Here is a 24,309-nt window from a genome sequence, read left to right on the forward strand (position 1 = left end):
TGTCGGCGCCTATCGTTCGCCGTGTCTCTCGAGCAGCCGCTCCACACGGTCGAACCTCTCGTGCAGCGCCCGGAGCTCGGCGTCGAACACCTCCTCGCCGTGCCGGGCATAGCGGCGTACCGCCCTGCCCACATGCTGGGCGTCCTGCTCGGCCCGGCCGACGAACCATGTGGCGATGGACGCGGTGACCATGCCGAAGGTGGTGATACCGGCCAGCATCATCACCGAGGCGATCACCCGCCCCCATGCGGTCACGGGGTACAGATCCCCGTACCCGACCGTCGTCGCGGTCTCGATGGACCACCAGACGGCTTTGGGGAACGAGGTGATGTTCGCGCCGGGCGCGCCCTCCTCGGCGGGAACGACCAATGCCGCCCCGGCCAGCAGGACCGTGGCCGTGGCCGCCGAGACGGACAGGGCGGCCCGGGCATGAAAGGTGCGCCACCACCGGTTGGTCAGCAGACGGCCGAGCAGAAGCGCGAAGAACGATTGCTGCACGGGCAGAACCCCCCGGGCTCCAGGCAGAGAGAAGAGTGAGGGCGACGCTACCGTCGAACGGTCCTGGTGAGCGGCCTGACACACGCCGGTCCCGGCCAGGAATCGCGTGCCCGCTCCCCATCACGGAACTGGCGTGACCGGCCCCGTTCCGAACCGTTCTCGCCCGCTGCGGCACTGGGCGCCGCCACCCGCTGCAGGCGGTGCCACCGCTGTTACCGATGGCTTCCGGGGATGACCCTGTCGACAGTCGACGGCCTGTCGGAGGGCCCGTCGGGAGAGTGGTGAGCGAGAGGCGGCAGGAGCGTTCGGATCTCGCCGGGCGTTTCAGTCCAGCAGCAGCTCTGGGTCGTAGAGATCGAGCCAGACAGCCAGATCCAGGGTGCGCTCCAGCCCGCGCCGCGACGCCTGGGTGACCTGCGGGAGTTCACGGTGCGCGGCCCGCTTCAGCCGGTCCCGGTCCACGAGTTCGAAGACCCGGTGTGAGGGGCTGGCAAGCAGATCCCTGGCCTGCTCGTGCAGGGCGATTGCGTACTTCGGATCCTGTGTCGACGGATACGGGCTCTTCACCCGGTCGTACACCGACTGGGGCAGTACATCGCGGGTGGCCTCCCGCAGCAGACTCTTCTCCCGTCCGTCGAACGACTTCAGCGACCATGGCGTGTTGTACACGTACTCGACGAGCCTGTGGTCGCAGTAAGGCACTCGAACCTCGAGGCCGACGGCCATACTCGTCCGGTCCTTGCGGTCCAGGAGTACCCGCACGAAGCGTGTCAGGTGCAGATGACAGATCCGCCGCATCCGGTACTCGAAGTCGGACTCGCCGTCCAGGCGGCGGATCCCGGCTGTGGCGACGGCGTAACTGTGGCGGATGTAGCCGGGCAGGTCGAGCGCGTCCGTCAGTTCGGGGCGCAGGACATCGGCGTCGTCCCCGAAGTGCTCCGCGAACTTCACCAGCCACGGGAAGGTGTCGGCGGCGCGAGCCTCTTCGTCGAAGAACTGGAGATAGCCGCCGAACACCTCGTCGGCGGACTCACCGGAGAGGGCCACCGTGGAATGCTCGCGAATCGCCTTGAACAGCAGGTACAGCGACGCGTCCATGTCGCCGAAGCCCATCGGCAGGTCACGCGCCCGGATCACCCGCGCCCGCACGTCGGGATCGGCGAGCGCCTGGGATTCGAGCACGATGTCGAGGTGCTCGGTACCGGCCGCCCGGGCGACGTCGTGCACGTACGGGGTGTCGGGCGTGGAGCGAAGCTCGTCCGCGACGAAGTTGTCGGCTTGCCCCACGAAGTCCACGGCGAAGCTGCGCACCGTCTCGCCGCGTTCCGCGAGTTGCCGGGCGGCGATGGCGGTCATGGCGGACGAATCCAGACCGCCGGACAGGAGTGTGCAGCGCGGGACGTCGGAGACCAGCTGGCGGCGCACGATGTCGTCGAGCAGCTCGCGCACGGTGGCGATCGAGGTGGCCTGGTCGGCGGTGTGCGGCCGCGTCTCCAGGGTCCAGTAGGTGCGCCGGCGCAGCCCGTCGCGGTCCACGGTGACGACCGTGCCGGGCTCGACCTCGTGCATCCCGTCCCACACGGCATGCCCCGGGGTCTTCACGAAGGCGAACAGCTCACGCAGCCCGTCCAGGGTGACCGCGCGCCGGGCGAGAGGGTTGGCGAGGATCGCCTTCGGCTCGGAGCCGAACAGCACGCCGTCCGCCGTGGGGGCGTAGTAGAAGGGCTTGATGCCCATGCGGTCGCGGATCATCACCAGTTTCTGTGTGCGGGCGTCCCACACGGCGAAGGCGTACATCCCGTTGAGCCGCTCGGCCACCGCGTCCCCCCACTCCAGGTAGCCGTGGAGCACGACCTCGGTGTCTGAGTCGGTCGTGAACCGGTGTCCGAGACCGGCCAGTTCGACTCTGAGCTCCGTGTAGTTGTACGCCTCGCCGGAGTACACCATCGCCACATCGCCCTGTGGGGTCCGGACCGTCATCGGCTGACGGCCGCCCGGCAGGTCGATGATGGCGAGCCTGCGGTGCCCCAGGCCGGCCGGGCCGTCGAAGAATGTGCCGCCGTCGTCGGGGCCCCGGCACGCCATCGTCGCAGTCATCGCGTCCAGTACGGCGGACTCGGACCGCAGATCGCGGTCGAAGGAGATCCAGCCGGTGATACCGCACATAGATGCCTCCTGCCTATGGCTCGACCTCACGAGGCATCGCCGCGGATCTTCACGTGCGCATTTTTCGCGATAATCGAACAACATGTATCTCGCACTTATATGACGAGCGTGCGCCTCCCCGTTGCTGTCGTCAACGCGACGACACCCCGAGGGCCCCGGGAGCCCCGCCGTTCGCGCCTGTCGGGCCCGCGGCGAGCGGATCAATCGATTCCTTATGACTGTGCCGCTCAGGGATCGCGAACGACGGGGTGGAGGTCCGCGCGCACCTGTCCGGCCATCGGCAAGGGCTTGATCAGCCCTGATGCCGACCGTGCTCCGCCCGGAGCACCTGCTGAAGTTCGCCGGTGTGCTGCTCCACGAGATCCGGACGGTGGTGATACGCCGCCGGAGTGTTCTGGAACAGAGCCACGCGCCATGATCCGGAACCGCACTCGGCAACCAGGGTCTGCACCGCATTCACCGCGGGATTCAGCTCGGACTGTCCCGGCGGCACCATCCCCGCTATGGCGCGCAGCATGGCCGCGTTGCCGCCGAGTGGCCGCACCTCCCGCACCTTCCAGACGTATGCCGCGGTCGGATGGTCGGCGAAGATCGGTGCGAGATGACCCTCCACCTCCGAGCCGCGCACCTGGCTTCCGTCGAACCCGATCATTGCGGCATCAGGGGTGAACAGCGCCGCATAGGCGTGAGCGTCGCGGCGGTTCCAGGCGCGGAGCAGCTCTTCGTAGAGTTCCCGCACCGCAGGGGTTACGGACTCCTGATCGGTGCTCTCGTTCATGGCGTCGATCCTGCCACGGTCCGTGCCGCTGCGGACCACGACCAGTCGTGCCCGTCTCGGTGTGTCACGCCCCGCCCAAGGGTGTCGGACGCCGCCTCACCCGTAGCCGCTGATCCGCCGGCCCCCCGGTGAGGGAGTTGTTCGATGCTGGTGGCCGACTGAGCTTGAGTCTCCAGCAGGGGGAGACAAGAAGGTGGGGGCATGGACGGCGACACGCTCTACTCGATCGGCGAACTGGCCCGGCGCACCGGGCTGACGGTCAAGACCATTCGGTTCTACTCCGACCGCGGGATCGTGGCGCCGACCGGCCGCAGCCCGGCCGGCTACCGCCTGTACGACATCGACGCCGTCGCACGCCTGGACTTCGTGCGGACTCTGCGCGCACTGGGGCTGGACCTGCCCACGATCCGCAAGGTCGTGGACCGGGAACTGCCGCTGCCCGAGGTCGCCGCAGCGCACGCCGAAGCACTGGCGGTGCAGATCCGCACCTTGCGCCTGCGGCGCGCGGTTCTGACGGCGGTGGCCAGGCGCGGGCCCACCCCTGAGGAGATGGATCTCATGCACAGACTCGCCAAGCTCTCCGAAAAGGAACGCGGAGGCCTGATCGCCGACTTCCTCGACGACGTCTTCGCCCACCTGCACACCGACCCCGCATTCACGGCGGTGATCCGCACGATGACGCCTGAGCTGCCGGACGACCCCGAGGCGGAGCAGGTCGAGGCGTGGGTGGAGCTGGCCGAGCTGTCCCAGGATCCGGACTTCCGCGCCGCTGTGCGGCGGATGGCGGACGACCAGGCCGCCGAGCGTGCCGGGGGCGGCACCGCGGTGGTTCGCCGCGACCTTGCCGCAGTCGTCCGTGACCGGGTCGGCCCTGCGCTGGCCGCGGGCGTCGCCCCCGCCTCGGCCGAGGCCGACCATGTCGTCGCCGCGCTCACGGCTCATTACGCGTGCGTCTCCGGTCACCGGGATGACAACGATCTCCGGCGCCGGCTCCTGACCCGGCTGGAGACTGCGAACGACCCTCGCAGGGAGCGGTACTTCCAGCTCCTCGCCGTGATCAACGGCTGGCCCGCCCCGCACAGTCTGACCACGGTGTTCGACTGGTCCACCCAGGCATTGCGTGCCCGGACGCAGCACGCAGGGCCTTGACCGCACGGCCGGTGAACCGGTCCCCGGCGGCCGACGGAACCCCACGGCTGCGGCGGTCGGCACGTCCGCAGCGGCGGTCCGCGTCGGGGCCGAGCGGAACCGGGCGGAGACCGCATCGCCGCCTCATCCGGATCGGCGATGCGGTCGATGTCGCCCACCCGTCTTCGACCCGGCGACGGACGGACCACGCGCACGGACAGCCCTCGGCCGGAGCGGTGTGAGGCAGCCGCACGGCCCCATGTCGTCACCAAGGTGACAGATGACGTCACAACGGTCACGGACGCCTTCTCCGGCCGGGACACCGCCCCGGGGGCGGGTGTCCGGACCCGCGAGGACACGAGGTGCCGGACACCGAGTGAGTGGTTGAGGTACAGTTTTGGAGTCCTGTTGTCTCCGATAGAGGTGGACGTTGCGCATCTGAGGTTCGCGATCATCGCGCCGTACGGCATCGGCCGTACGCCCGTCACGCTGCTGCCGGCCTTTTGCCGCCCGTGACCCCGCGTGGATGCGACCTCGGTGCATGAGCCGTCCCTCACCTTCCGGAGGGCGGCCACACCCCTTTTTCCTTCCCGGTTCGGTCGCCGCGTGGTGCTCGCATACGAAGCCCCCTGCCCCCGCGCTTGCGACTGCGAGAATCATCATGACCAACCCCATTGCGCCCAGCACCTCCGTGACCTGCTCCGCCCTGTCCTTCCGGTGGCCGGACGGCACGACCGTCTTCGACGGGCTCTCCCTCACCATCGGCCGGGGCCGCACCGGCCTCGCGGGTGCCAACGGCACCGGCAAGTCCACTCTGCTGCGACTGCTGGCCGGCCGACTGCGACCCTCACAGGGGTCGGTGACCGTCGGCGGCAGCCTCGCCTACCTGCCGCAGAACATCACCCTCGACACGACGCTCCGTGTCGACCAGGCTCTGGGCATCGCCGGGCGGCGCGCCGCGCTGCGCGCCATCGAGGCCGGGGACGTGAGCGTCGAGCACTTCGAGACGATCGGCGACGACTGGGACGTCGAGGAGCGGGCCCTGGCAACACTCGGCTCGCTCGGACTCGACGACGTCGAACTCGACCGCACAGTAGGCCAGATGTCCGGTGGGGAGACCGTACTCCTGCGCCTGGCCGCGTTGCTGCTGGAGCGTCCCGACGTACTCCTGCTCGACGAGCCGACCAACAACCTCGACCTGTTCGCACGGCGTCGGCTCTACGAAGCCGTCGACTCCTGGCGCTCCGGTGTACTGGTCGTCGTCAGCCACGACCGTGAGCTGCTGGAGCGGGTGGACCGCATCGCCGAACTGCGCTCCGGATCAGTGAGTTGGTACGGGGGCGGCTGGTCCACCTACGAGTCGGCGGTGGCCACTCAGCAGGAAGCGGCCGGCCGGATGCTGCGGGTCGCCGAGGCGGACGTCCGCCGGCAGAAGCGGGAACTCGAGGAGGCCCGGATCAAGGCGGCGCGCCGCCAGCGGCACAGCAAGAAGATGGACGCCGAGCGGCGAGCCCCGAGAATCGTCGCCGGTGAGCGCAAGCGGTCAGCGCAGGAGTCGGCGGACAAGCTGCGCGGCCTGCAGGAGGACCGTCTTCATGAGGCGCGCGAGCGGCGTGAGGAGGCTGCGGACGCGGTCCACAACGATGCCGAGATCAGGGTGAGCCTGCCCCGTACCGTTGTGCCCGCAGGCCGCACCGTCCTGAGTCTGCAGGACCTGCGTCTCCGGTTCGGCAAGCTGCGCGAAGGCAATCTCCAGGTGCACGGGCCCGAACGCATTGCGCTGGTCGGGCGCAACGGAGCCGGAAAGACCTCTCTGCTGCGCACCCTCACCGGGGAGCTCGCACCGCTGTCCGGCGAGGCCAGGACATGGGTGCCGCTGCGGTTCCTTCCGCAGCGCCTGGATGTGCTGGACGAGGAGCTGAGCGTCGCAGCGAACGTGGCACGTCTGGCTCCCGGCGTCACCGACAACCACATCCGCTCCCAGCTCGCGCGGTTCCTGTTCAAGGGGGCACGCGCCGAACAGGCGGCGGGCACCCTGTCGGGCGGGGAACGCTTCCGGGCCGCCCTCGCGGCGGCCATGCTCGCGGCACCGGCCCCGCAGTTGCTCATGCTGGACGAGCCCACCAACAACCTCGACATGGCCAGCGTGCGACAGCTGACGAGCGCGCTCGACTCCTACCGGGGGGCGCTCCTGATCGCCAGCCACGACCTGGCCTTCCTCGAATCGGCGGGCATCACCCGCTGGTTGCTCCTCGGTGAGGAAATCCAGGAGACGAGCGCCGAAGAGGTCCGCGAGCTGCTGGAAGCGCCAGAGGCCGGTTGAGCGCCCCCGGGGCGGACGAGCCCGGACCAGTGAGCTCCGGGCTCACCGGTCCGGTGCCTGTGTGGTCTCGGCGGCGGCAGCCGTGCCGGTGTCGGTGGGCGCGGGCGGCGGGGGCGCGGCCAGGTGCGCGAGCATCTGAAGCCGTTCCCCCGTGGGGGAGCCGGGCTCGGCGTGGTAGGCGATGAGCATCTGACCGGGGGCGCCGGGAAGCGCGAGCTTCTCGTAGTGGAGATCGAGAGGACCGACCTGAGGGTGGAGCAGGCGGGTGACTCCGCTCGTCTTCTGCCGTACGTCCTGGCGGGCCCAGAGCGTACGGAAGCGCTCGCTGCGCAGGCTGAGTTCGCCGATCAGCTGGACAAGCTCGGGGTCGTCGACGGCGGCTGCGCTGACCGACCGCAGATAGGCGACGGCCTTGGCGGTCATTTTGTCCAAGTACCGGTAGAACTCGCGCATCTCCGGTTCGAGAAATGCGGCTCGCAGTGTGTTGACCCCCGGCGCGAAGAGGGGGGTTGAGCGCGATGGCCATCGGGTTCGCGGCCAGCGTGGTCATGTAGCGGCCATGGACGAGGGCGGGTGTGGTGGGCCAGCCGTCGATCAGGTTCTGGATGCTCCCGCTCACCCTCTCCGGGCGGGAGGTCCTGCGCGTGGAGGTCCCGGGCGAGCGGGCGAGCGCGTGCATGTACACGCGGGCGTCGGGTTCGAGCCGCAATGCGCGACGCCCACAACGCGGAGCGGCTGTGGGACACCTCGACCGAACTCGTCGCACGCGCCACGATCGTGCACTGACACCCTGACGGTCTCCTTGCGGATCGCTCTCACCGGCCCCACCACGTCGACACCGAGGCCGGTCGCCGGTCATCGCACGGTCACGTCGCGACCATTTTCGGATGGTCGCGACGTGACCGTGCGAGCTGCATCAGAGTCAGAGGGTGGGGAGACCTGTCTCGGAATGCGGGGCTCCGATGTGCGGCTTCGCCGTCCCCGTGGCCCGTACGGGGGTCGAATCGATGACCACCGGTGAAGGATCGGCGGACCCCGGTCGGCTGTTGCGTCCGACTTCGCCCGGTGAATTCTCCCCGCGGACCTCGGTCCGGGGCCGGACCGGGAGCGGCGGACGGTGCACGGTGGACGTCGGAGCCTCGGAGTACGGCGGCACCTGCTGCGCCGCGCCCCCGCTCTTCAACACGTAGATGAGCGCGGCGATGACGGCCTCGTCATCGACGGTCGGTGTCCGTGCGATCTGCGGGCGTGTCCTGCCCGACGGCAGCAACGGCCGTGCGATCTCTCGCAGTCCGCCCGGAACTCTCCAGCCACGTGGCCCGATTTCCTTGATCCGCTCCAGGGCGTACGCGTGGTCCGTGTGTCCGTCTCCGACCGGAAGCGCCAGGGCATCCCTGCGCTCCTGGATGCGCTCGAACTGGCAGATGATGTCTGCTACTCGGGACGGGTCTTTCAAGGATCCGGTGGCGAGCTGTTCCTTTGCCTCCAGAAGTTCGCGGTACATCGCCCCGTATGTGCTGCACAGCTTGATGGATTCGTCCCCGCGATCGCTCAGACCGATGGCATGAGGGGCGACGATCGTCAACGCGGCGACACCCGACAACACCGAGATGAGCACCTGAGCGGTGAGGTGCGAGGACTCTCCGATGACGGGCCAGGCCAGGAGCCCTGTGATAAGGCTGAGTGCTGCGGCGGTGGAGGTGTACAGACGGACTTTCTGCACCAGCCGAGCCGCTTCCCTCGGCATTCTGTTCGCCCAGTAGCCGGCACTTTCGATGCTTTCCTCGAGCCGCTGCGAGATTGCTGCGTCAGCCGGGTTCTTCGACCCTCTGAAAATCTTGGACAGGAGTTTCATGACACCTCTCACGATCGGAGGGCGGTGGTTGAACAGTGACATCCCCGGCTCGTAGTTCCAGACACCAACGCACATACAGTCGGTTTAATAACCTGGGTGGAGTAGTAAGGGGGTGTTTCGGCTGCTTCGTCGGTGGTCGAGCCGCTCGTCATCCGAATCCATGACCGGCGCTCGCAGACTGCGGTAGCTGCCGGGGATGGTTGCCCCATCGGGTCGTGTCCGGTCGCTGGGTGCTCCGGCGGGCCGCGTGCGCATTCCGTCACGCGTTCGGCGGTTACTTCGCGCGCGGGCCGTCATGTATGGGTTCGACGGGTTCGAGTCCGCCGTCCGCGACACACTTATGCCCAGTTGACGCTCGAAATGGCATAGAGGGTGTATAGGAGACACCGGGCTCGGGCCGCACGTGTATGTGGCCCCCGGAGGAGGCAACCGCCGAGAAGCTCCCCATGGGGAAACCCCGGCCCGATTCCGACGGGCCGGGGTTTCCGTGTTGGGCGGGTGGAGCTGTTACCACTTGTTGCCGTAGCCGTAGTGGTCCCTGACCACGCGGAAGCTGCCCACGACGCCGTTGCGGACCTTCACGCCACCGCGGATCTGGCGGGTGAAGACGCCGTTGCTGGTGCTCCAGGGGCCGACGGTGGCGACAGGGGAGCCGTTGTCGCAGGTCGCCCCGCGGAAGACCTCGACGGTGTGACGGCTGTCGTTGCGGACGTTGAAGCTCCGCGAGCCCAGCCCGCTGACCACAGTGATGCAGCCGTCCGGGCGGCCGGAGTACGTCCGCTCGTTGAAGTGGATCCTTCCCTCGTAGTAGTGGCCGCCGTAGCCGCCGCCGCGGCCGCCGCCGTAGCCGCCGCCGTAGCCGCCCTCGTTGCCCTTGCCTTCGTTCCCCTTCGCCGTTCCAGCGGTTCCACCGTCACCGCCGAAGGGGGCTGCGGCAGGAGCCTGGATGGACGGGGCCGCCTGAGTGCCGGCGGCCGATGCGTAGGTGATACCAGTTGTAGCGAGAACCGCGGCGCCAACTACAGCGGCGGTCACTGCGACGGTACGCGTGGTCATGTCACTTCTTTCTTCTCAGAGACGTCGGCTGGGATGCCGACCTGTCAATGAAAGTACGGATAGTCTGTTTATCGTCCAAATCCGACATGCCGGAAATATGAATTGTCACTCAATCGGCAGCATGCCGCGGATCCCGGCACGGTGCAGACGCACACCCGCACCGTCCTGAGTAACCGTCATCGGCCGCCACATCGCCCCGGTGGTTGAACTCGTAGTCGTATGTAGGGGTCCAGCGGGCGGCAGTCCGGGCGGGCGAGTTGAGTCCGGATCCGCCGATGGCGACGTGCTCGTGGCGTTGCCCGGCGCGGTATTCCACGCGAGCCTCCAACAGGGTGATCAATGGAGTGATTGGATCCCACTCGGTGTCAGGTCGCTGACGCTGCGGGGGTACTGGAGTGGCGCGGAGAGGCCCTGCGAAGGACGTGACAACGTGTGGGGTGTGATCGAGTTGCTCTTGCACCCGCAGAGAGGTCGCCGGCTCGATACGCTTCGGCCCCACCGCACCCGTCGGCACCTTCACCCTCACCCTCGGGCGGACGCACCGTCGTCGTCACCGTCCATCAGGAGCAGCCCATGACCACCGAGCAGGAAGCCCGCGACGCCATCCTTCACGCGTTCGGCGATACGGCACACGTCGAGGTAGAGACCTTTCCCGGTGGGAACCTCTCCATCACCATCACCAAGGGCAAGCACGCGGCAACCATCGACGGTCACCCCGAAAGCGGTTGGGGCTGGACCGTCGACCCGGGCGAGGACGACGGTTTCAGCGGTCACGAGAACGTTGCGACCACCCTCGACGAGGCGCTCGCCGACGTGCGCGCCGCACTCGTCTGACCCGGCGGGCCCCGGGGCGCGGCCCGGCCCCATCGTTCGTCTCATCGAGGCGGCCGGACTCGGCAGCAGGCCGTTACAGAGGTCGGACGCGCGACGCGGGCCCCGTCGAACCACGCAGTACGAGATGGGTGGCGAGCTCCTTGTGCGGATTGCCCACAGTGTGGCGCTCCAGCAGCCGCATCAGCCGTGAGACGGCCATCCGGCCTATCTCCGCCGGCGGCTGACCCCTGCGGCGCCGCGGGGCAGGAGTTGCCCGTGTGCGTCGCGGACGGTCACCGTGGCCCGGCTCAGCGGACGGCCGATGGGCGGCCGTTGAGCCGCGTCGTCCGGGCCGAGAGCGATGGCGGTGGCGATGACGGTGGTCTCGGTCGGCCCGTACGAGTTGACGACCCGCACCCTGGACCCGAAGCGTGCCTGCCGGCGGGCGAGCGCCGTCTGCTGCACCTGGTCCGCACCGAGGATCAGTAGCCGCAGCCCCTCGGGCCAGGCGAGGGCGTCGATGTCGTCGACGAGCCGGTGCCAGTAGGGAGTGGGCAGATCGAGGACGGTCGGTCCACTGCCGTGCCCGTCCGCCAGCTCGTCGGGGAGCGCGCCATCGGCTCCCACGACGACCAGGAGGGCCCCGGCCGTGAGTGCGGGAAAGATCTCCTCGGCGTGGGTGTCGAAGCTGAGGGAGGCGAACTGCTGGTCTGGACCAAGCGGCTGTGGCGCGTATCTGCGGGCCCGGTGGGGACATTCCGTCTCGCAGCGGACGGAGCTCCGCAGATACCTGTCCGAAAGCGGGCGGGGTGCCACCGGGTCCACCTGCGGCGCCGTCAGGGCCCCTCGTCCTGCGGTTCGATGGGCAGACACACCTTGAAGCGAGTGTCGCCCGGCTGTGAGGAGACCCGGATGTCCCCGTGATGTTTGTTGACCACGATGCGGTAGGTGATGTCCAGCCCCAGCCCAGTGCCCTCACCGACCGGTTTGGTGGTGAAGAAGGGCTCGAAGATCCTGGGCCTGATGTCGGACGGAATCCCTGTGCCGGTGTCGGCCACCTCCACGAGCAGGTGGGCATCCTCCCGCCACGTCCGGATCGTCAGCGTGCCCCCGGCAGGCATGGCGTCGACTGCGTTGATGATCAGGTTGGTCCACACCTGATTCAGCTCGGCTCCGAAGGCCAGGATCGGCGGTAGTTCACGGTCGTAGTCCTTGACCACCTCGACACCGGACGGGATCTTCGCCCGCAGCATCGTCAACGTGGCATCGAGCAACGTGTGCACATCCACGGTCTGCTGCGGCGCCCGGTCCAGCTGCGCGTACTGCTGTGCGGCGCCGACCAGCCCCGAGATGCGGGTCACGGCGTCATCGATCTCACCCATCAGCAGTTCCGCGTCGATGGTGTACGCCAGCCACCTCACCGTGGAACCGAGATTGTCCTCACCGATGGTGTCGGCCACCGAGGTCAGCCACGGCACGCCGATTTCCGCGGCGACCAGAGTCGGTGCAAGCTGCCACGCCTCCGTGACCCCGCGTTCCTCGAGCCAGTCGCCGACCGTGTCCTCCGCGTCCGCAGCGGCCAGCGCCGACATGCCGGAAGCCGCAGCGGCCTGTCGAGCCGCGTCGTCCTGCAGCTCCACGAGACGATGCAGCTCACTTCCGTCCAGCCGGCCGTCAGCGATCATGGCCAGCTTGTGGCGCATTGCGGTCACTCGCTCCCGCAGAGCCGCGGTGGCCCGTACCGCGGCTGCCGCAGGATTGTTCAGCTCATGTGTGAGCCCTGCCGACAGAGACGCCAGAGCCAGCAGCCGCTCGCGTTCATTGACGATGGCATTGGCCGCACGCGAACCGAAGAACAGGCCCTCCAGCAGGTGAAGTGCCATCGGGAACCATGTGGCGATCGCGCCCGCGAAATCATCGGCGGGGAGTACGAAGAACTCGGCATCGGTGACGGCCCGCATGGTGTGGGGGTACCGCTGCTCGACGCGGTCCCCGAGGTACGCGCGAGTCGCCCCGCTGTAGACACCGCGTTGATCGGTGCGGGTGACCTCCACCTCGTCGCCGTGCAGCACACGGCTGAGCGCGATCGCTCCGCTGAGCAGCACGAAGAAGCACGTGGCCCGCTCGCCCTCCGCGTACACCACGCTCCCGGCAGCCTGTTGCTCCGCGCGGCCGCGCTCCGCCAGCCAGCCGAGCTGCTCATCGCTGAGATCCTCGAACAGGAACAGAGTCCGCAACTGGGCCGGTGACAGATGTGCTGATGTGGTCACTGCGCCTCCAGATAGCGGTGCACCAGCGCGACGGCCATGGCTCCCTCGCCGACGGCCGACGCGACACGTTTGACCGAGGAGGAGCGCACATCCCCCGCGGCGAATACACCGGGCACGCTCGACTCCAGGTGGTAAGGATCCCTCGGCAGCCGCCACCCGGTCGGCCGCTCCCCTCCGGCCACCAGGTCGGGGCCGGTCACCACGAATCCGCGCTGATCGCGGGTGACCACCCCCGCCAGCCACTCCGTATGCGGCTCGGCCCCGATGAAGATGAACAGCCACGACGCGGCAACGGTGCGCACGGCACCGGACCGGCTCTCACGGAGGGACAACTGCTCCAGGTGCCCTTCGCCCTCGGCGCCGACCACCTCGGTCCACGGATGGATGTCGATGTTGGAGATGCCGTTGATCTGGTCGACCAGATAGCTGGACATCGAACGGCTCAGATCGCCTTGGCGGATGAGGACGTGAACACGCCGTGCGTAGCGTGAGAAATACACCGCCGCCTGCCCCGCGGAGTTGGCGCCGCCGACGATGTACACGTCCTCCCCGGAGCAGCTGGGCGCCTCGGTGACGGCGGACCCGTAGAAGACACCCGCGCCCGTGAACTCCTCCAGCCCGGTGGCGGCCAGCCGCCGGTAGGACACCCCGGTGGCGAGGACCACGGTGTGCGCGGCGATGGAGCTCTCCGGACCCAGGCGCAGTACCCGGCCCGATCCCGCCACCTCCAGCGCGACAGCCTGCTGCGCGCTGAGGATCTCCGCCCCGAACTTCAGCGCCTGGCGGCGGGCCCGCTCGGTCAGCTGGGAACCGGAGACGCCGTCGGGGAAGCCGAGGTAGTTCTCGATACGGCTGCTCTGACCGGCCTGCCCGCCGGTCGCCTGCTGCTCCACCAGCACCGTACGTAGTCCCTCCGAAGCGCCGTAGACAGCGGCTCCCAGACCGGCCGGCCCCCCACCGACCACCACCAGGTCGTAGAAGTCCGAGGCCGGAACGGTACTGAGTCCGACCTGCGCTGCGAGCTCCCGCTCGGTGGGGGAGACCAGAGTTTTTCCGTCCGGGGTGACAACCAGCGGTACATCGGCCGCGGACAGCCCCGCGGCAGCCAGCAGGCGCTCGCCCTCCGGCTCGTCGGACAACAACCAGCGATAGGGGACGAGATTGCGCGTGAGGAAGTCGCGGACCGTGAAGGAGGGAGCGGACCAACGGTGCCCGACCACGCGGGTCTCGATGTCTCCTGGATCAGGCGTGGCGTGCCACAGGTCCAGCAGCGTGTCGATCACCGGATACAGGTGCTCCTCCGGCGGGCTCCAGGGTTTGAGGAGATAGTGGTCGAGGTCCACGACGTTGATGGCGTCGATGGCCGCTTCCGTGTCCGAGTAGGCAGTCAGCAGCACGCGACGGGCGAGCGGAAAGAGGTCCATGGCCGCCTCGAGGAACTCGATGCCGTTCATCTGCGGCATGCGGTAGTCGGCGAGCATGAGCGCGAGCGGATCGCCACGGAGCTTGAGCTCACGCAGTGCTTCCAGGGCATCGCGGCCGGAGAGCGCGCGCAGGATGCGGTAGCGGTCGCCGTACTGCCGCCGGATGTCGCGGGCGACCGCCCGGGAGACTGCCGGGTCGTCGTCGACAGTCAGGATCGTCGGGTTCGGCATGTATCCATCATTGCCGCAAAGGCCAGGAAATGACGGCCGCAGCCGGCGTGCCTGCGGGGCAGATGCGGCGGGCCCGCCACCCGGCGCCCTCCATCGATCGGGGTCCCCCGGAGGCACGTGCGATGCCGCGCCGCCCGAAACGGACCCGGCAGGCTGCAGGTACGTCCTGCACCGGCCGGAACCGCTCCGAGTCGGGCGCCGGCCGTGTGGTGGAATTCCGAATCACCACCAGCGAACGCGCTGGAGCCCGCAGCCGGTCGCGGCGCGTACCGCGGCCGGCTGCGGGGCAGTGCTCCCGCACCGGTGGCGCTGTTTCCCGGCACCTGCCGCCCGGAGCCGCCCGCGGCTTCGCACGCCCTTCGCCCAGAGGAGTACGCATGGCCTTCGACGTCGGCGCGGTCCGCGCGCAGATCCCCGCCCTGAAGTCCGGCACTGCCCGCTTCGACGCCCCAGGAGGCACCCAGACACCGCAACCGGTGATCGACGCCCTCATGGATGCGCTGGCCAACCCGCTGGCCAACCGGGGACGTACCACCGAGGGCGAGCGCAACGCGGAGGCGATCGTGGCCGGCGCCCGCCGCGCGCTGGCGGACCTGCTGGGCGCCGATCCGCGGGGCATCGTGTTCGGCCGCAGCGCCACCCAGCTCACCTACGACCTGTCCCGCACCCTGGCCAAGAACTGGGGCCCGGGCGACGAGGTGGTCGTCAGCCGACTCGATCACGATGCCAACATCCGTCCCTGGATCCAGGCGGCAGAGGCCGTCGGAGCCACCGTCCGATGGGCGGACTTCGACGCGGCCACCGGCGAGCTGACGACCGAGGACATCGCCGGGGTGCTCTCCGGGCGCACCCGTCTCGTGGCCGTCACCGCAGCGTCGAACCTCATCGGCACCCGCCCCGACATCCCCGCTGTCGCCGACCTGGTGCACCGGGCCGGTTCCCTCCTGCATGTGGACGCCGTGCATTACGCCTCGCACGCCGTCGTCGACCTGCCCGGCCTCGGCGCGGACTTCCTGGTCTGCTCGCCGTACAAATTCCTCGGCCCGCACCTGGGCGTGCTGGCAGGCCGTCCCGAAATGCTGGAGACGCTGCGGCCGGACAAGCTGCTGCCCTCCACCGACGCGGTTCCCGAGCGCTTCGAGCTGGGCACCCTGCCGTACGAGCTGCTGGCCGGGGCCCACGCGGCGGTGGACTTCCTCGCCGGTCTGGCCCCGGCGGCCGAGGGCAGCCGCCGGGAACGGCTGATCACCGCCTTCGCGGCGATCGAGGCCCACGAGGACGCCCTGCGGGCCCGTATCGAACAGGGGCTGGCCGCCCTCGGCGGCGTCACCGTGCACTCCCGGGCCGCCCGGCGCACCCCGACCCTGCTGCTCACTCTGGCGGACCACAGTGCGACCGCCGCCTCGCAATACCTGGCGGAGCACGGCGTCGACGCTCCGGCCGGATCCTTCTACGCGCTGGAGGCATCCCGCCGCCTCGGGCTGGGCGACGAGGGCGGGCTGCGGATCGGCCTGGCCCCCTACAGCAGCGACGAGGACGTCGATCGGTTGCTGGATGCGCTGTCCGGCTTCCTCGGTACCCCGCCCGTCATCGGCTGACCCGGTGGCGCCCAAGGACGAGCAAGGCCTCCACCGGTAGGGCGCGCGGTGGGAGGCCGATCCGTCGTGTGACTGCGTACGGGCTCAGAAGGCCATCGCAGCCCCGAGCCCTGCGCGGCGCACCGATGCGGGTCCGTGTCCACTCCCGCTCGGTCTCCCCGGCTTTCTCCGGCCCGTCCGTGCGCACGACCGCGCGGCGCCGAATCAGTTTTTCTGCAGCGTCCGCCTGGTGTGCCGCCATCGGATCGGGTGGGCACGGCCAAAGGCCGGGGTTCCCTGCCGTTTCGCGCGAATAACCGACCCTTCCCCTGCGCAGATACGGAATGCTTATCCATTATTACGGCGAGCGAATAAAGTGTTCTCGATATGACGCAGGCCACATGATCTGGGTCACTTTCATGCCTATTTGAGGCATTTGCCGTGTGGGGTGAGCCATATGACCGGCGTCACTCCGAAGTCGAGTAGTAGGCCGCCGGGCCCGGATTGCACGCTCCGAAGGCGCTTCCCGACCCTTTTCAATACCGGGTACGAATATCGGTAGTAAAAAGTGGGCATTGACCCGGGTTTCCTCCTCCCCTAACAATTCTTGGCATCACCTCCCGACAGAACAGGAATTACCACGTGCAGATCACCGCGATGCCCAAGAAGTTCGCCCGCATGACCAAGACCAAGAAGATCTCGCTGGGCATGGTCGCAGCCGGCGCCGCCGTCATGGCCGGCACCGTCGTCAGCGCCCCGGCCGCCTCGGCCGCCACCCCCACCCAGTCCGGCGGCAACGTCGACGCCTGGATCAACCAGGCACTCGAGGTCATGCACAAGAAGGGCATCCCGGGCACCTACGAGGGCATCCGCAAGAACCTGATGCGCGAGTCCTCCGGCAACCCCAACGCCATCAACAACTGGGACTCCAACGCCGTGAAGGGCATCCCCTCCAAGGGCCTGATGCAGGTCATCGACCCCACCTTCAACACCTACCACGTCGCCGGCACCTCCCAGAACATCTACGACCCGGTCGCCAACATCACGGCCTCCGCCAACTACGCCGCACACCGCTACGGCTCGATCGACAACGTCAACTCGGCCTACTGATCCGGCCCGACGAAGCACCCCGGTCGCCCAGCAGGTCCCGGGCGACCAGCGCCCGAACAAGACCCACCGGGCACAGAACCGCAGGCCGCGCCCCCGCGACCGGCCAGCCGACGGCAGCCGTTCCCGCAGCCACCCACGGCACGCCCCGAGCCCGTGACGCACGGACGTACCGGCGCACCGCAGCCGTGGACAGCGGCCCCCGGCCCTGCGCGGATTCCGGAGAACAGCGCCCGCAGCAGCGTGCACGCGGAGCTGATCCGGATGCATCGACCCGCAGGGCTGTCCCGTAATCCCTGGCGGGCGCACAACAGCTACGGCACCTCGCTGCGTTGTCGGAACGCCCGAATACGTCCAGCACGAGGACGCCCCTCCGCCTTGCGATGCACCGCATCCGACGCCGCGCGCTGATCAACCAGGGATTACGGGACAGCCCTTACGCGCCAGGCAGGACCCGAGGTGGGATGGGCGCACTCGCCGGACGGTGGATCCACTGCGCCTCGAACAGCACATGGAAGCCGGCCTCCGTCAGGTCGAGGTCGGCGAAGCTGTCCTTCATGGAGGCGCCGGGCACGGTGGTGACGATCCGAGCTGCCAGTGGACCAGGAACTGCTTCGGCGTCATCACGATTGCGGATCATGGCCCGTGTCGGCCAGGCCCGTCCAACGGCTTTCCGTCACCCGCCCGGCGGACGCTCCACCCGAAGGCACATGCCCCAGCTCCTGCGGACCGTTGACGCCTTCGGCACTGCCGTATGTGGCCGGAACCCGGCCCCCGGCACCCACAGGTATTCACCGTTCTGCTGGGCCATGCAGCCGCGTCGCCGGATGGTGACGGCCCTGACGTCGTCATCGATGTGATGTCAGGGCCGTCCCGCGGGTCCGGCGTGGGGCACCGGATTACTGGAATTGTCTAGCACATCGGTGCATAGGGGACGTAAGAGACACGCGTTCTCGAAGTGAAGCGACCCCCTCGCGCGCGATGGATCCGCCAGACGCTCTACCGACGCCCCGGCCGAAGCCGCGCCGTCAGGCCGGCTCGGCGGGCGCTCGTCGACGGGTGGCCGTGGTGGTGCAGGCGGGCATGCCTGGTGTGTCGACACCCTCTTGGTACGCGAAAGGGATGCGATCGGCCGGTGCGGGGCGGGTGTCCATGACGGGTGTTCAGGGGCTGAGAGGGTGAGTGGGTGTCATGGAGTCGCCCGGAAGGCCTAATCGTCTCCCAAGTAGGCCTGTTTTCCTGCGTATTGGCGGAGGGTCATGTCTGTGACGCGTGTGCGGCACCGGCTTTTCGTACCCCGTTCGGCCCTCTGGTGTCACGCTTTCGATGTATCCGATATGACAGGTAAAGACCCCATAAGTACTTTTAATTCAGGCCGGTTGTCCGGCCGACCCTCAGAGACAAGGGAGAATGACATGACGACGCGTACCGTCGCCGTGACCGCCGCCGCAGTGGGCGCCGCGGTCCTCGCAACTACTGGTATCACCTATGCATCGGCCGCTGGTTCCCCCCAGGCCGCCCCGTCCGTCCAGCAGGCCGCGCCGGCCGTCCAGCAGGGTGCCCCTGCGGCGGCTCCGCTCGGTGGCGCAGGCGGCAACGAAGGCGGCAACGAAGGCGGAATCGCGGGCGGGAAGGGCAACGAGGGAGGCGGCTACGGGGGTGGCGGTGGCGGTGGCTACGGTGGTGGCCACGGCGGCTACAAGTACGAAGGCCGGATCCACATCAACGAGCGCTCCTACTCCGCCCACCCGGACGGCTGCATCACCGTGGTCAGCGGTCTGGGCTCGCGGAGCTTCAACGTCCGCAACGACAGCCGCCGGACTGTAGAGCTCTTCCGCGGGGCGACCTGCGACAACGGCTCGCCGGTCGCCACGGTCGGCCCCTGGAGCACCAGCAACGGTGTCTTCACCCGCAAGGTCCGCGGTGGCGTGAAGGTCCGCAACGGCGTCGTGGGCAGCTTCCGCGTGGTCAGGGACCACTACGGCTACGGCGACAAGTGGTAACAGCTCCACCCGCCCAACATGGAAACTCCGGCTCGTCGGAATCGGGCCGGGGTTTCCGGCGTACGGGGGAGACTTCGCGATGGACGCACCGTTCGGGACGGCACATGCTCGGACCGCGCCCGATACACCCTCTACGCGATAATAGGTGTTCACCGGGTTTCCCGCGTGTCGCGGCAAGGCGGCCCCAGCCGGCTGCGGTCCTGCCGACCTGACTCCGGCCCCCGTGCCCGTGGTTCCCCGAGCACCTTGCGGTGCGGACCTGCGGAATACATCGAAAGGGGTCCGAACCGTGGTCCGGGGAGGTGCGCCCAGGAGTGCACGGAGGCACTGGCGCAGAAGTGAACCACCCTTTCGTAGCGAGGCTGTCCGAGTGGCTGCGTGGCGGAGTGCCCGGGGGTGAGCCGCCGGACGTGGATCGTTTCCGGCGCAGGCCGGATCCGTCAGCCGAGGCTTTCGTTCGTTCACAGGTACGCCGGGGACACCGCCGCCGTCAGAACGCGGTGCGGGGCGCCGCCGCCGTCGGCCGCCACCGCGTAGAGGTCCGCGCCGTAGTCGCCCGGCAGTGCGTACGTGAGAGTGGTGTCGTCCTGCCAGACCGCCTGGTCGTCCACGCTGCGGCTTTCGGCCAAGGGATGGTCCCTGAGCGTGCGCAGATCCATGACGTGCAGTCGCCACGGGGCGTCGGCAGGCAGGCCCTTGTCGCGGCTCTTGTAGGCGATGCGGGTGCCGTCGGGGGAGAGGGAGGGACACTCCACGTTCGGCCGGAGCGTGGTGAGCGTCTGTGTGCGCAGGTCGCCCCGTACCAGATACGTGCTGCCCTTGGTGGCGAGCGTCGCGTAGAAGTGCCGGTCGTCGGCCGCGAAGGTGACGCCCCAGAAGTTGACGTCGGCGGCCCGGTAGCGGTGGCCGTTCTCGCGTATCGCGAAGCCCTCCAGGCTCGGGGTGAGCTTGCCGGTGCGGGTGTCGAGGATTGCCGCGCGGGTGGAGAAGTTCGTGCCGGCGTAGCTGTCGCCGCCTACGAAGACCGTCCAGGCCGCCAGCCGCCCGCTGGGGGAGACCCGGGCCCGGGAGGGAATGCCGGGGATCTCGTAGTGCGCCCGTTCCCTGAGATGCGTGTCGAGGATCGTGGCCCGATAGCTGTCCTGCACCGCCCCGTGCACGGCCTGGAGGCAGACTCCGGTGCCCGAAGCCGCGTAGAAACGCAGGCACTTGACGCCCGACGCCGTGCGGGTACCGGTGGGCGCCGCCGCCGGAACCGTCGTCAGTTCGTCGCGGTGCGGCCCCCACGCCATGTTCCGGAACACGATCCGCCGCGTGTCGGTGAGCGTGACCCGGCCCGCGGCGACCCGCGGGCCGCCCGGCCGAGCCACGTCACGCCGTTCGGAGCGCGCGGCGGCGTGCAGCACGGAGGCCGTGGCGACCGCCGCGAGCACGGCGACCGCGCAGACGAGGACGAGCAGCTTGGTACGGGCGTTCGTCATGCGGGAACCTTCGCGGTCGGGCCAAGACGGAACGAGAAGACGGCGCACACGGCGAGCGTCGCCGCGGATGCCAGCAGCGCCGTGCGGTCGCCCCACGCCGTCCACGCGGCGCCGAAGGCCAGCGAGCAGACGAACCGGGCGACGGCCTGCCCGGTCTGCACCAGGGCGAGCCCCGACGAACGCAGTTCCTCGGGCACGCTCTCCGACGCCGCCGCCATGAGAATGCCGTCCGTGGCCGCGTAGAACGAACCGTGCAGGACGAGCACGACGTACGGGAGCGCCGTGCCGTGCCAGGACGAGAGCAGCAGGCCGTACGCGGCGAGCAGTGCCCCGTGGCCGGCGAGGAACACCCGCCAGGGACCCACCCGATCCGCGAGCCGCCCCAGTGGCAGGGCGAGCAGCAGGAAGGCGGCGGCGGTCCCGATCGGCAGCAGCGCGAACCAGCGGTCGGGCACGCCGAGACGGCGCTGGAGCAGCAGGTAGACGAACGAGTCGCTGACGGTCGCAAGGCCGAGCAGCAGCGCGCAGATGCAGATGCGCCGGATGCCGGGCTGACGCAGGAGGGCGATGGCGGCTCGGAGCGTGGTGCGGGGCCGCTGGGACGCCTGGTCGTTACGGCGTGCGGCGGCACCGCCCGGCACGAAGAGGACCAGCACCAGCACTCCGACCACCGCGACGCAGAAGCTCACCGTGAACACCGCGTCGTAGCCGTCGACCGTGGCCCGCAGGATGAGGAAGGCGGCGAGCGGACCGAGCAGGGCGCCCGCGGTGTCCATCGCACGGTGGACACCGAAGGCACGGCCGCGGGCCTCCGGTGGTGATGACAAGGAGATCAGAGCGTCGCGCGGCGCGGTGCGCAGGCCCTTGCCCGTGCGGTCGGCCGCCAGGACGAGGCCTATGGGAGTGAGGGTGTGGGCGATGAGGAGAAGGGGTTTGCACAGCGCCGAGAGGCCGTAGCCGATGACCGCGACGGGCTTGTGGCGCCCGCCGCCCCGGTCCGCGAAGTGGCCGCCGACCAGCCGCACCAGCGCCGAGACACCGTTGTAGACGCCGTCCAGGAGCCCGAAGCCGAGCGGGCTGAGGCCTAGCCCGGCCACCAGGTAGAGCGGCAGGACCGCCGTCACCATCTCCGATGACACGTCGGTGATCAGACTGACCGTGCCGAGCGCCAGCACCGTGGGGGCGACCGCCACACGCCGCCGGGCCGGGGGAGTGCCCGACCCGGCGGCGCGCTCGGCGGACCCCGCGCGGGCGGCGCGGCTGTCCGCTACGTACATGTCAGGACACCCAGACCCCGGTGATGTCCTTGGCGGACGCCGCGTTGCCCGCGTGGCCGAGGCCGTGCATGTCCTCGAGCGTGCGCAGCAGGTCGTAGTGGTTGTACGTCGTTGAGGACGTGGAGCCCGGGGTCACCTGCTGGCCGTAGAGCACCGTGGGGATGCGGTTGCCGCTGAGCCGGTTGTCCTCGTCGAAGGTGACGACGAGGAGGCTGTTGTGGGTCTTCGCCCAGGTTGCGTAGGCGCCGAGGTTGTTCTTCAGCCAGGTGTCACCGGTCGAGACCGAGCAGTCGTGCATGTCGCTGCACAGGTTCGGGACGACGAAGGAGACCTGCGGCAGTTTCGTGTAGTCGGTGGGGAACTGCTGGAAGGTGTACGCGGAAGAGGTGGGGACGTTGCTGAAGCCGAACCACGGGTTGTGCTTGCGGGCGTAGCTGCCACTGCTGCACGTGGTCGAACCCTGGCTGGGAAGCGTCTCGTTGTAGCTCGCCCAGGTCTTGCCCGCGGCGATCAGCTCGGATGCGAGGTTGGGCTTGCCGGAGAAGCCGGGACTGTAGCAGCTGTCGTCCGTGATGCCCTGCGTGGAGCCGGAGAACAGGGCGAAGTAGTTGGGCTGGCTGGGGTGTGTCTCGGCGTACGAGGCGCTCAGGTTGGCGCCGCCGCTCTTCAGCGAGTTGATGTACGGGGCGCTGGAGGAGCCGATGACCTGGCTGTAGCCGTGGTTCTCGAAGACCACGACGATCACGTGGTCGGGAGTTGGCACGCCCGCCGCGGCCTGGGCGGACGAGGAGGCGCCGATGCCGGTCCACAGGCCGACGGCGGCAACAGCGGTGAGGGTCAGGGCGCAGGTGAGGGCGGTGCGACTGCGGCGGAACACGGATCTGCCGGGCACTGGGAACCTCCGGTGGGGGAGTGACGGGGGCGGTGCAGACAGAGCATGCTCACGCCAAGATGTATCCGGCGTACCGCTTCGCGCAAGGGGCATGAAGATCGGGTGAACGATCCCCTGCGCACGGTTTTCCTGCCGGCGACTGCGACCCGTAACGCTCACCGGGCACGAGGCTCAGGCGCCGCACGTGCCGCGGTCTCCCCGAGGCCCGTGGAGGGGTGAGCCGCCCCACGGCACCCCGTCCGGGGTTCCTTCCCGGGGGCGAAAACCGCATGGGAATGATTCAAACTTCAATGAAGTTTGAATCACCGGTAGGGCCCATGGGCCCTCGCGCCCCGGCAAGCCGTGGGTGTCAGGTGCCTGCACCGCAGAACGCATGCTCGTGCAGTGAACGGAGAACGTGATGGTCGGTATACAGGGAGCGAGCTGGAACGAGCGGCGGCAGTACGCGAGCCGTCTCTTCGAATCCCAGCGTTACCGCGCGGCTTCCCGGGTCCTCAAGGATCTGGTTGCCGCCGCGCCCCGCAACCTTGACCTCCGGATGCTCCTCGCTCGTTCGTACTACTACACGGCGCAGCTTTCCCTGGCCGAGGCGGAACTGCGCCAGGTCCTGCGCGCCGAGCCCGCCCACCCCTCCGCCCACCTCGCGCTCGCCCGCGTCCTGGAGCGCCAGCACCGCTGCTCCGAGGCCGCGCCGCACATGAGGGCCGCGGACACGATGACCGCACGGGACCTCCTTGCCCTCAGGCATCCAGGCAATTCACCCCCCCGACTCGCCGGTTGAGGCTGCTCCCGGCTGTGCTTGGATGATCGGGAAAATCTCCGAAACTTTCGAAATTACTGGCACCAGCGACGGCGGCACGTACGACATCTACCAGACCACGCGAACCAACGCCCCGTCCGTCGAAGGCACCAAGACCTTCAATCAGTACTGGAGTGTCCGGCAGTCGAAGAGGACGGGTGGGACCATCACCACTGGAAACCACTTCGACGCGTGGGCAGGCCATGGAATGCCCATGGGTAGCTTTAATTACTACATGATCCTCGCGACGGAGGGATATCAGAGCAGTGGGAACTCCAATATAACGGTGAGCGGATGAATGTCCCGTCCGCCGAGAAGGCCGACCGGACCCGTCATCGATGCCACGTGGCCCATCGGCCGGGTACTCGTCCCCGCCCCTGACGAATTCGGCAACAAGCGGGGTGTGACGATCCGGACCGACGGCACCTGGACCTGGCCGACGGTCTCCCGCAGCGCGAGTTGACCTGAACACCCGACACCCCGCACCTGTGGCGGGGGGGGCCCAGGCCCCCCCCCCCCCCCCCCGCCCGCCGGGGGGGGCCCCCCCCCCGGGGGGGGGGTGGGCCCCCCGTGGGGGGCGGGCGCCGCCGCGGTGGCGGGGGGGGTGGGCGCGGGGGGGGGGGCCGGCGCT

The 24,309-nt window shown here is 69.0% G+C and carries 20 protein-coding genes and 2 pseudogenes; 8 read left to right on the forward strand and 14 right to left on the reverse strand.

Annotated elements, in window-relative coordinates:
* Window positions 1–9: 9 nt before the first annotated feature.
* From ACFYP5_RS21180 to ACFYP5_RS21190, 3 genes are all read right to left on the reverse strand, one after another.
* Complete coding sequence (locus tag ACFYP5_RS21180; protein ID WP_389038145.1) at window positions 10–498, reverse strand: potassium channel family protein; 489 nt, start codon at window positions 496–498, stop codon at window positions 10–12.
* Window positions 499–822: 324 nt separating this feature from the next.
* Window positions 823–2,664 (reverse strand): asparagine synthase (glutamine-hydrolyzing), encoded by a 1,842-nt coding sequence (gene asnB / locus ACFYP5_RS21185; RefSeq protein WP_389038148.1) that lies wholly within the window; start codon window positions 2,662–2,664, stop codon window positions 823–825.
* A gap of 292 nt (window positions 2,665–2,956) precedes the next feature.
* A complete protein-coding gene (locus tag ACFYP5_RS21190) occupies window positions 2,957–3,442 on the reverse strand; it encodes an SgcJ/EcaC family oxidoreductase (protein ID WP_389038151.1) in 486 nt (161 codons plus the stop codon).
* A 201-nt stretch (window positions 3,443–3,643) separates the two neighbouring features.
* On the opposite strand from ACFYP5_RS21190, the gene ACFYP5_RS21195 reads away from it, so the two are divergent.
* Both ACFYP5_RS21195 and ACFYP5_RS21200 read left to right on the forward strand, forming a co-directional pair.
* On the forward strand, window positions 3,644–4,591 hold the full coding sequence (locus ACFYP5_RS21195; RefSeq protein ID WP_389038154.1) for a MerR family transcriptional regulator: 948 nt from the start codon (window positions 3,644–3,646) through the stop codon (window positions 4,589–4,591).
* A 640-nt stretch (window positions 4,592–5,231) separates the two neighbouring features.
* A complete protein-coding gene (locus tag ACFYP5_RS21200) occupies window positions 5,232–6,893 on the forward strand; it encodes an ATP-binding cassette domain-containing protein (RefSeq protein WP_389038157.1) in 1,662 nt (553 codons plus the stop codon).
* Between the two features lie 42 nt (window positions 6,894–6,935).
* Here the strand turns inward: ACFYP5_RS21200 and ACFYP5_RS21205 are convergent.
* The 3 genes and pseudogenes from ACFYP5_RS21205 to ACFYP5_RS21215 all read right to left on the reverse strand — a co-directional run bounded on the left by ACFYP5_RS21205 (window position 6,936) and on the right by ACFYP5_RS21215 (window position 9,804).
* Window positions 6,936–7,752, reverse strand: a pseudogene (locus tag ACFYP5_RS21205) (transcriptional regulator).
* A gap of 63 nt (window positions 7,753–7,815) precedes the next feature.
* Complete coding sequence (locus ACFYP5_RS21210) at window positions 7,816–8,616, reverse strand: hypothetical protein (RefSeq protein ID WP_389038160.1); 801 nt, start codon at window positions 8,614–8,616, stop codon at window positions 7,816–7,818.
* 639 nt (window positions 8,617–9,255) lie between these two features.
* Window positions 9,256–9,804, reverse strand: coding sequence for a hypothetical protein (locus tag ACFYP5_RS21215; RefSeq protein ID WP_389038163.1), 549 nt, complete (start codon window positions 9,802–9,804; stop codon window positions 9,256–9,258).
* Between the two features lie 573 nt (window positions 9,805–10,377).
* Between ACFYP5_RS21215 and ACFYP5_RS21220 the strand changes: the two genes are divergently transcribed.
* Window positions 10,378–10,638 (forward strand): hypothetical protein, encoded by a 261-nt coding sequence (locus ACFYP5_RS21220; RefSeq protein ID WP_389038165.1) that lies wholly within the window; start codon window positions 10,378–10,380, stop codon window positions 10,636–10,638.
* Window positions 10,639–10,711: 73 nt separating this feature from the next.
* Here the strand turns inward: ACFYP5_RS21220 and ACFYP5_RS21225 are convergent, their stop codons facing one another.
* The 4 genes from ACFYP5_RS21225 to ACFYP5_RS21240 are packed head-to-tail and all read right to left on the reverse strand — an operon-like array spanning window position 10,712 to window position 14,542.
* The gene (locus ACFYP5_RS21225) at window positions 10,712–10,837 is read right to left on the reverse strand and encodes a hypothetical protein (protein ID WP_389038168.1); all 126 of its coding nucleotides are present in this window, start codon (window positions 10,835–10,837) and stop codon (window positions 10,712–10,714) included.
* Between the two features lie 5 nt (window positions 10,838–10,842).
* Window positions 10,843–11,433 carry an AMP-binding protein gene (locus ACFYP5_RS21230; RefSeq protein ID WP_389038171.1) on the reverse strand — a complete coding sequence of 197 codons (591 nt, stop codon included), beginning with the start codon at window positions 11,431–11,433 and terminating at the stop codon, window positions 10,843–10,845.
* Between the two features lie 20 nt (window positions 11,434–11,453).
* The gene (locus ACFYP5_RS21235; protein ID WP_389038174.1) at window positions 11,454–12,887 is read right to left on the reverse strand and encodes an ATP-binding protein; all 1,434 of its coding nucleotides are present in this window, start codon (window positions 12,885–12,887) and stop codon (window positions 11,454–11,456) included.
* Window positions 12,884–14,542 (reverse strand): FAD-dependent oxidoreductase, encoded by a 1,659-nt coding sequence (locus ACFYP5_RS21240; protein WP_389038177.1) that lies wholly within the window; start codon window positions 14,540–14,542, stop codon window positions 12,884–12,886. The genes ACFYP5_RS21235 and ACFYP5_RS21240 overlap by 4 nt, the downstream gene beginning before the upstream one ends.
* 377 nt (window positions 14,543–14,919) lie before the next feature.
* On the opposite strand from ACFYP5_RS21240, the gene ACFYP5_RS21245 reads away from it, so the two are divergent.
* Both ACFYP5_RS21245 and ACFYP5_RS21250 read left to right on the forward strand, forming a co-directional pair.
* Window positions 14,920–16,140 carry a cysteine desulfurase-like protein gene (locus tag ACFYP5_RS21245; protein WP_389038180.1) on the forward strand — a complete coding sequence of 407 codons (1,221 nt, stop codon included), beginning with the start codon at window positions 14,920–14,922 and terminating at the stop codon, window positions 16,138–16,140.
* Window positions 16,141–16,776: 636 nt separating this feature from the next.
* Complete coding sequence (locus tag ACFYP5_RS21250; protein WP_389038666.1) at window positions 16,777–17,229, forward strand: transglycosylase SLT domain-containing protein; 453 nt, start codon at window positions 16,777–16,779, stop codon at window positions 17,227–17,229.
* A 433-nt stretch (window positions 17,230–17,662) separates the two neighbouring features.
* Here the strand turns inward: ACFYP5_RS21250 and ACFYP5_RS21255 are convergent, their stop codons facing one another.
* Window positions 17,663–17,866 carry a hypothetical protein gene (locus ACFYP5_RS21255; protein WP_389038182.1) on the reverse strand — a complete coding sequence of 68 codons (204 nt, stop codon included), beginning with the start codon at window positions 17,864–17,866 and terminating at the stop codon, window positions 17,663–17,665.
* Between the two features lie 775 nt (window positions 17,867–18,641).
* Here ACFYP5_RS21255 and ACFYP5_RS21260 point away from each other — a divergent pair.
* Window positions 18,642–19,229 carry a hypothetical protein gene (locus tag ACFYP5_RS21260; protein WP_389038185.1) on the forward strand — a complete coding sequence of 196 codons (588 nt, stop codon included), beginning with the start codon at window positions 18,642–18,644 and terminating at the stop codon, window positions 19,227–19,229.
* Between the two features lie 461 nt (window positions 19,230–19,690).
* On the opposite strand, the gene ACFYP5_RS21265 is transcribed toward ACFYP5_RS21260, so the two are convergent.
* The 3 genes from ACFYP5_RS21265 to ACFYP5_RS21275 are packed head-to-tail and all read right to left on the reverse strand — an operon-like array spanning window position 19,691 to window position 22,879.
* Window positions 19,691–20,710: a TolB family protein gene (locus tag ACFYP5_RS21265; RefSeq protein WP_389038187.1), complete on the reverse strand. Its 1,020-nt coding sequence runs from the start codon at window positions 20,708–20,710 to the stop codon at window positions 19,691–19,693.
* Window positions 20,707–21,987 carry an MFS transporter gene (locus ACFYP5_RS21270; RefSeq protein ID WP_389038190.1) on the reverse strand — a complete coding sequence of 427 codons (1,281 nt, stop codon included), beginning with the start codon at window positions 21,985–21,987 and terminating at the stop codon, window positions 20,707–20,709. The genes ACFYP5_RS21265 and ACFYP5_RS21270 overlap by 4 nt, the downstream gene beginning before the upstream one ends.
* A gap of 1 nt (window position 21,988) precedes the next feature.
* Window positions 21,989–22,879, reverse strand: a complete 891-nt coding sequence (locus tag ACFYP5_RS21275) for an alkaline phosphatase family protein (RefSeq protein WP_389038192.1) — start codon at window positions 22,877–22,879, stop codon at window positions 21,989–21,991.
* A 400-nt stretch (window positions 22,880–23,279) separates the two neighbouring features.
* Between ACFYP5_RS21275 and ACFYP5_RS21280 the strand changes: the two genes are divergently transcribed.
* On the forward strand, window positions 23,280–23,660 hold the full coding sequence (locus ACFYP5_RS21280) for a tetratricopeptide repeat protein (protein WP_389038195.1): 381 nt from the start codon (window positions 23,280–23,282) through the stop codon (window positions 23,658–23,660).
* A 52-nt stretch (window positions 23,661–23,712) separates the two neighbouring features.
* Window positions 23,713–24,141, forward strand: a pseudogene (locus tag ACFYP5_RS21285) (glycoside hydrolase family 11 protein); the annotation flags it as partial.
* Between the last annotated feature and the right edge of the window lie 168 nt (window positions 24,142–24,309).

The organism is Streptomyces sp. NPDC005262 (genome assembly GCF_042872425.1).
Taxonomy (GTDB): Bacteria; Actinomycetota; Actinomycetes; order Streptomycetales; family Streptomycetaceae; genus Streptomyces.

Bases quoted from the DNA above. Each gene is read 5' to 3' on its own strand.
- ACFYP5_RS21240 (WP_389038177.1), bottom strand. From the start codon at position 14,542: ATGCCGAACCCGACGATCCTGACTGTCGACGACGACCCGGCAGTCTCC.
- ACFYP5_RS21260 (WP_389038185.1), top strand. From the start codon at position 18,642: ATGACGACGCGTACCGTCGCCGTGACCGCCGCCGCAGTGGGCGCCGCG.
- ACFYP5_RS21280 (WP_389038195.1), top strand. From the start codon at position 23,280: ATGGTCGGTATACAGGGAGCGAGCTGGAACGAGCGGCGGCAGTACGCG.
- ACFYP5_RS21220 (WP_389038165.1), top strand. From the start codon at position 10,378: ATGACCACCGAGCAGGAAGCCCGCGACGCCATCCTTCACGCGTTCGGC.
- ACFYP5_RS21195 (WP_389038154.1), top strand. From the start codon at position 3,644: ATGGACGGCGACACGCTCTACTCGATCGGCGAACTGGCCCGGCGCACC.
- ACFYP5_RS21250 (WP_389038666.1), top strand. From the start codon at position 16,777: ATGCCCAAGAAGTTCGCCCGCATGACCAAGACCAAGAAGATCTCGCTG.
- ACFYP5_RS21215 (WP_389038163.1), bottom strand. From the start codon at position 9,804: ATGACCACGCGTACCGTCGCAGTGACCGCCGCTGTAGTTGGCGCCGCG.
- ACFYP5_RS21270 (WP_389038190.1), bottom strand. From the start codon at position 21,987: ATGTACGTAGCGGACAGCCGCGCCGCCCGCGCGGGGTCCGCCGAGCGC.
- ACFYP5_RS21225 (WP_389038168.1), bottom strand. From the start codon at position 10,837: ATGGCCGTCTCACGGCTGATGCGGCTGCTGGAGCGCCACACTGTGGGC.
- ACFYP5_RS21255 (WP_389038182.1), bottom strand. From the start codon at position 17,866: ATGATCCGCAATCGTGATGACGCCGAAGCAGTTCCTGGTCCACTGGCA.
- asnB (WP_389038148.1), bottom strand. From the start codon at position 2,664: ATGTGCGGTATCACCGGCTGGATCTCCTTCGACCGCGATCTGCGGTCC.
- ACFYP5_RS21200 (WP_389038157.1), top strand. From the start codon at position 5,232: ATGACCAACCCCATTGCGCCCAGCACCTCCGTGACCTGCTCCGCCCTG.
- ACFYP5_RS21190 (WP_389038151.1), bottom strand. From the start codon at position 3,442: ATGAACGAGAGCACCGATCAGGAGTCCGTAACCCCTGCGGTGCGGGAA.
- ACFYP5_RS21265 (WP_389038187.1), bottom strand. From the start codon at position 20,710: ATGACGAACGCCCGTACCAAGCTGCTCGTCCTCGTCTGCGCGGTCGCC.
- ACFYP5_RS21245 (WP_389038180.1), top strand. From the start codon at position 14,920: ATGGCCTTCGACGTCGGCGCGGTCCGCGCGCAGATCCCCGCCCTGAAG.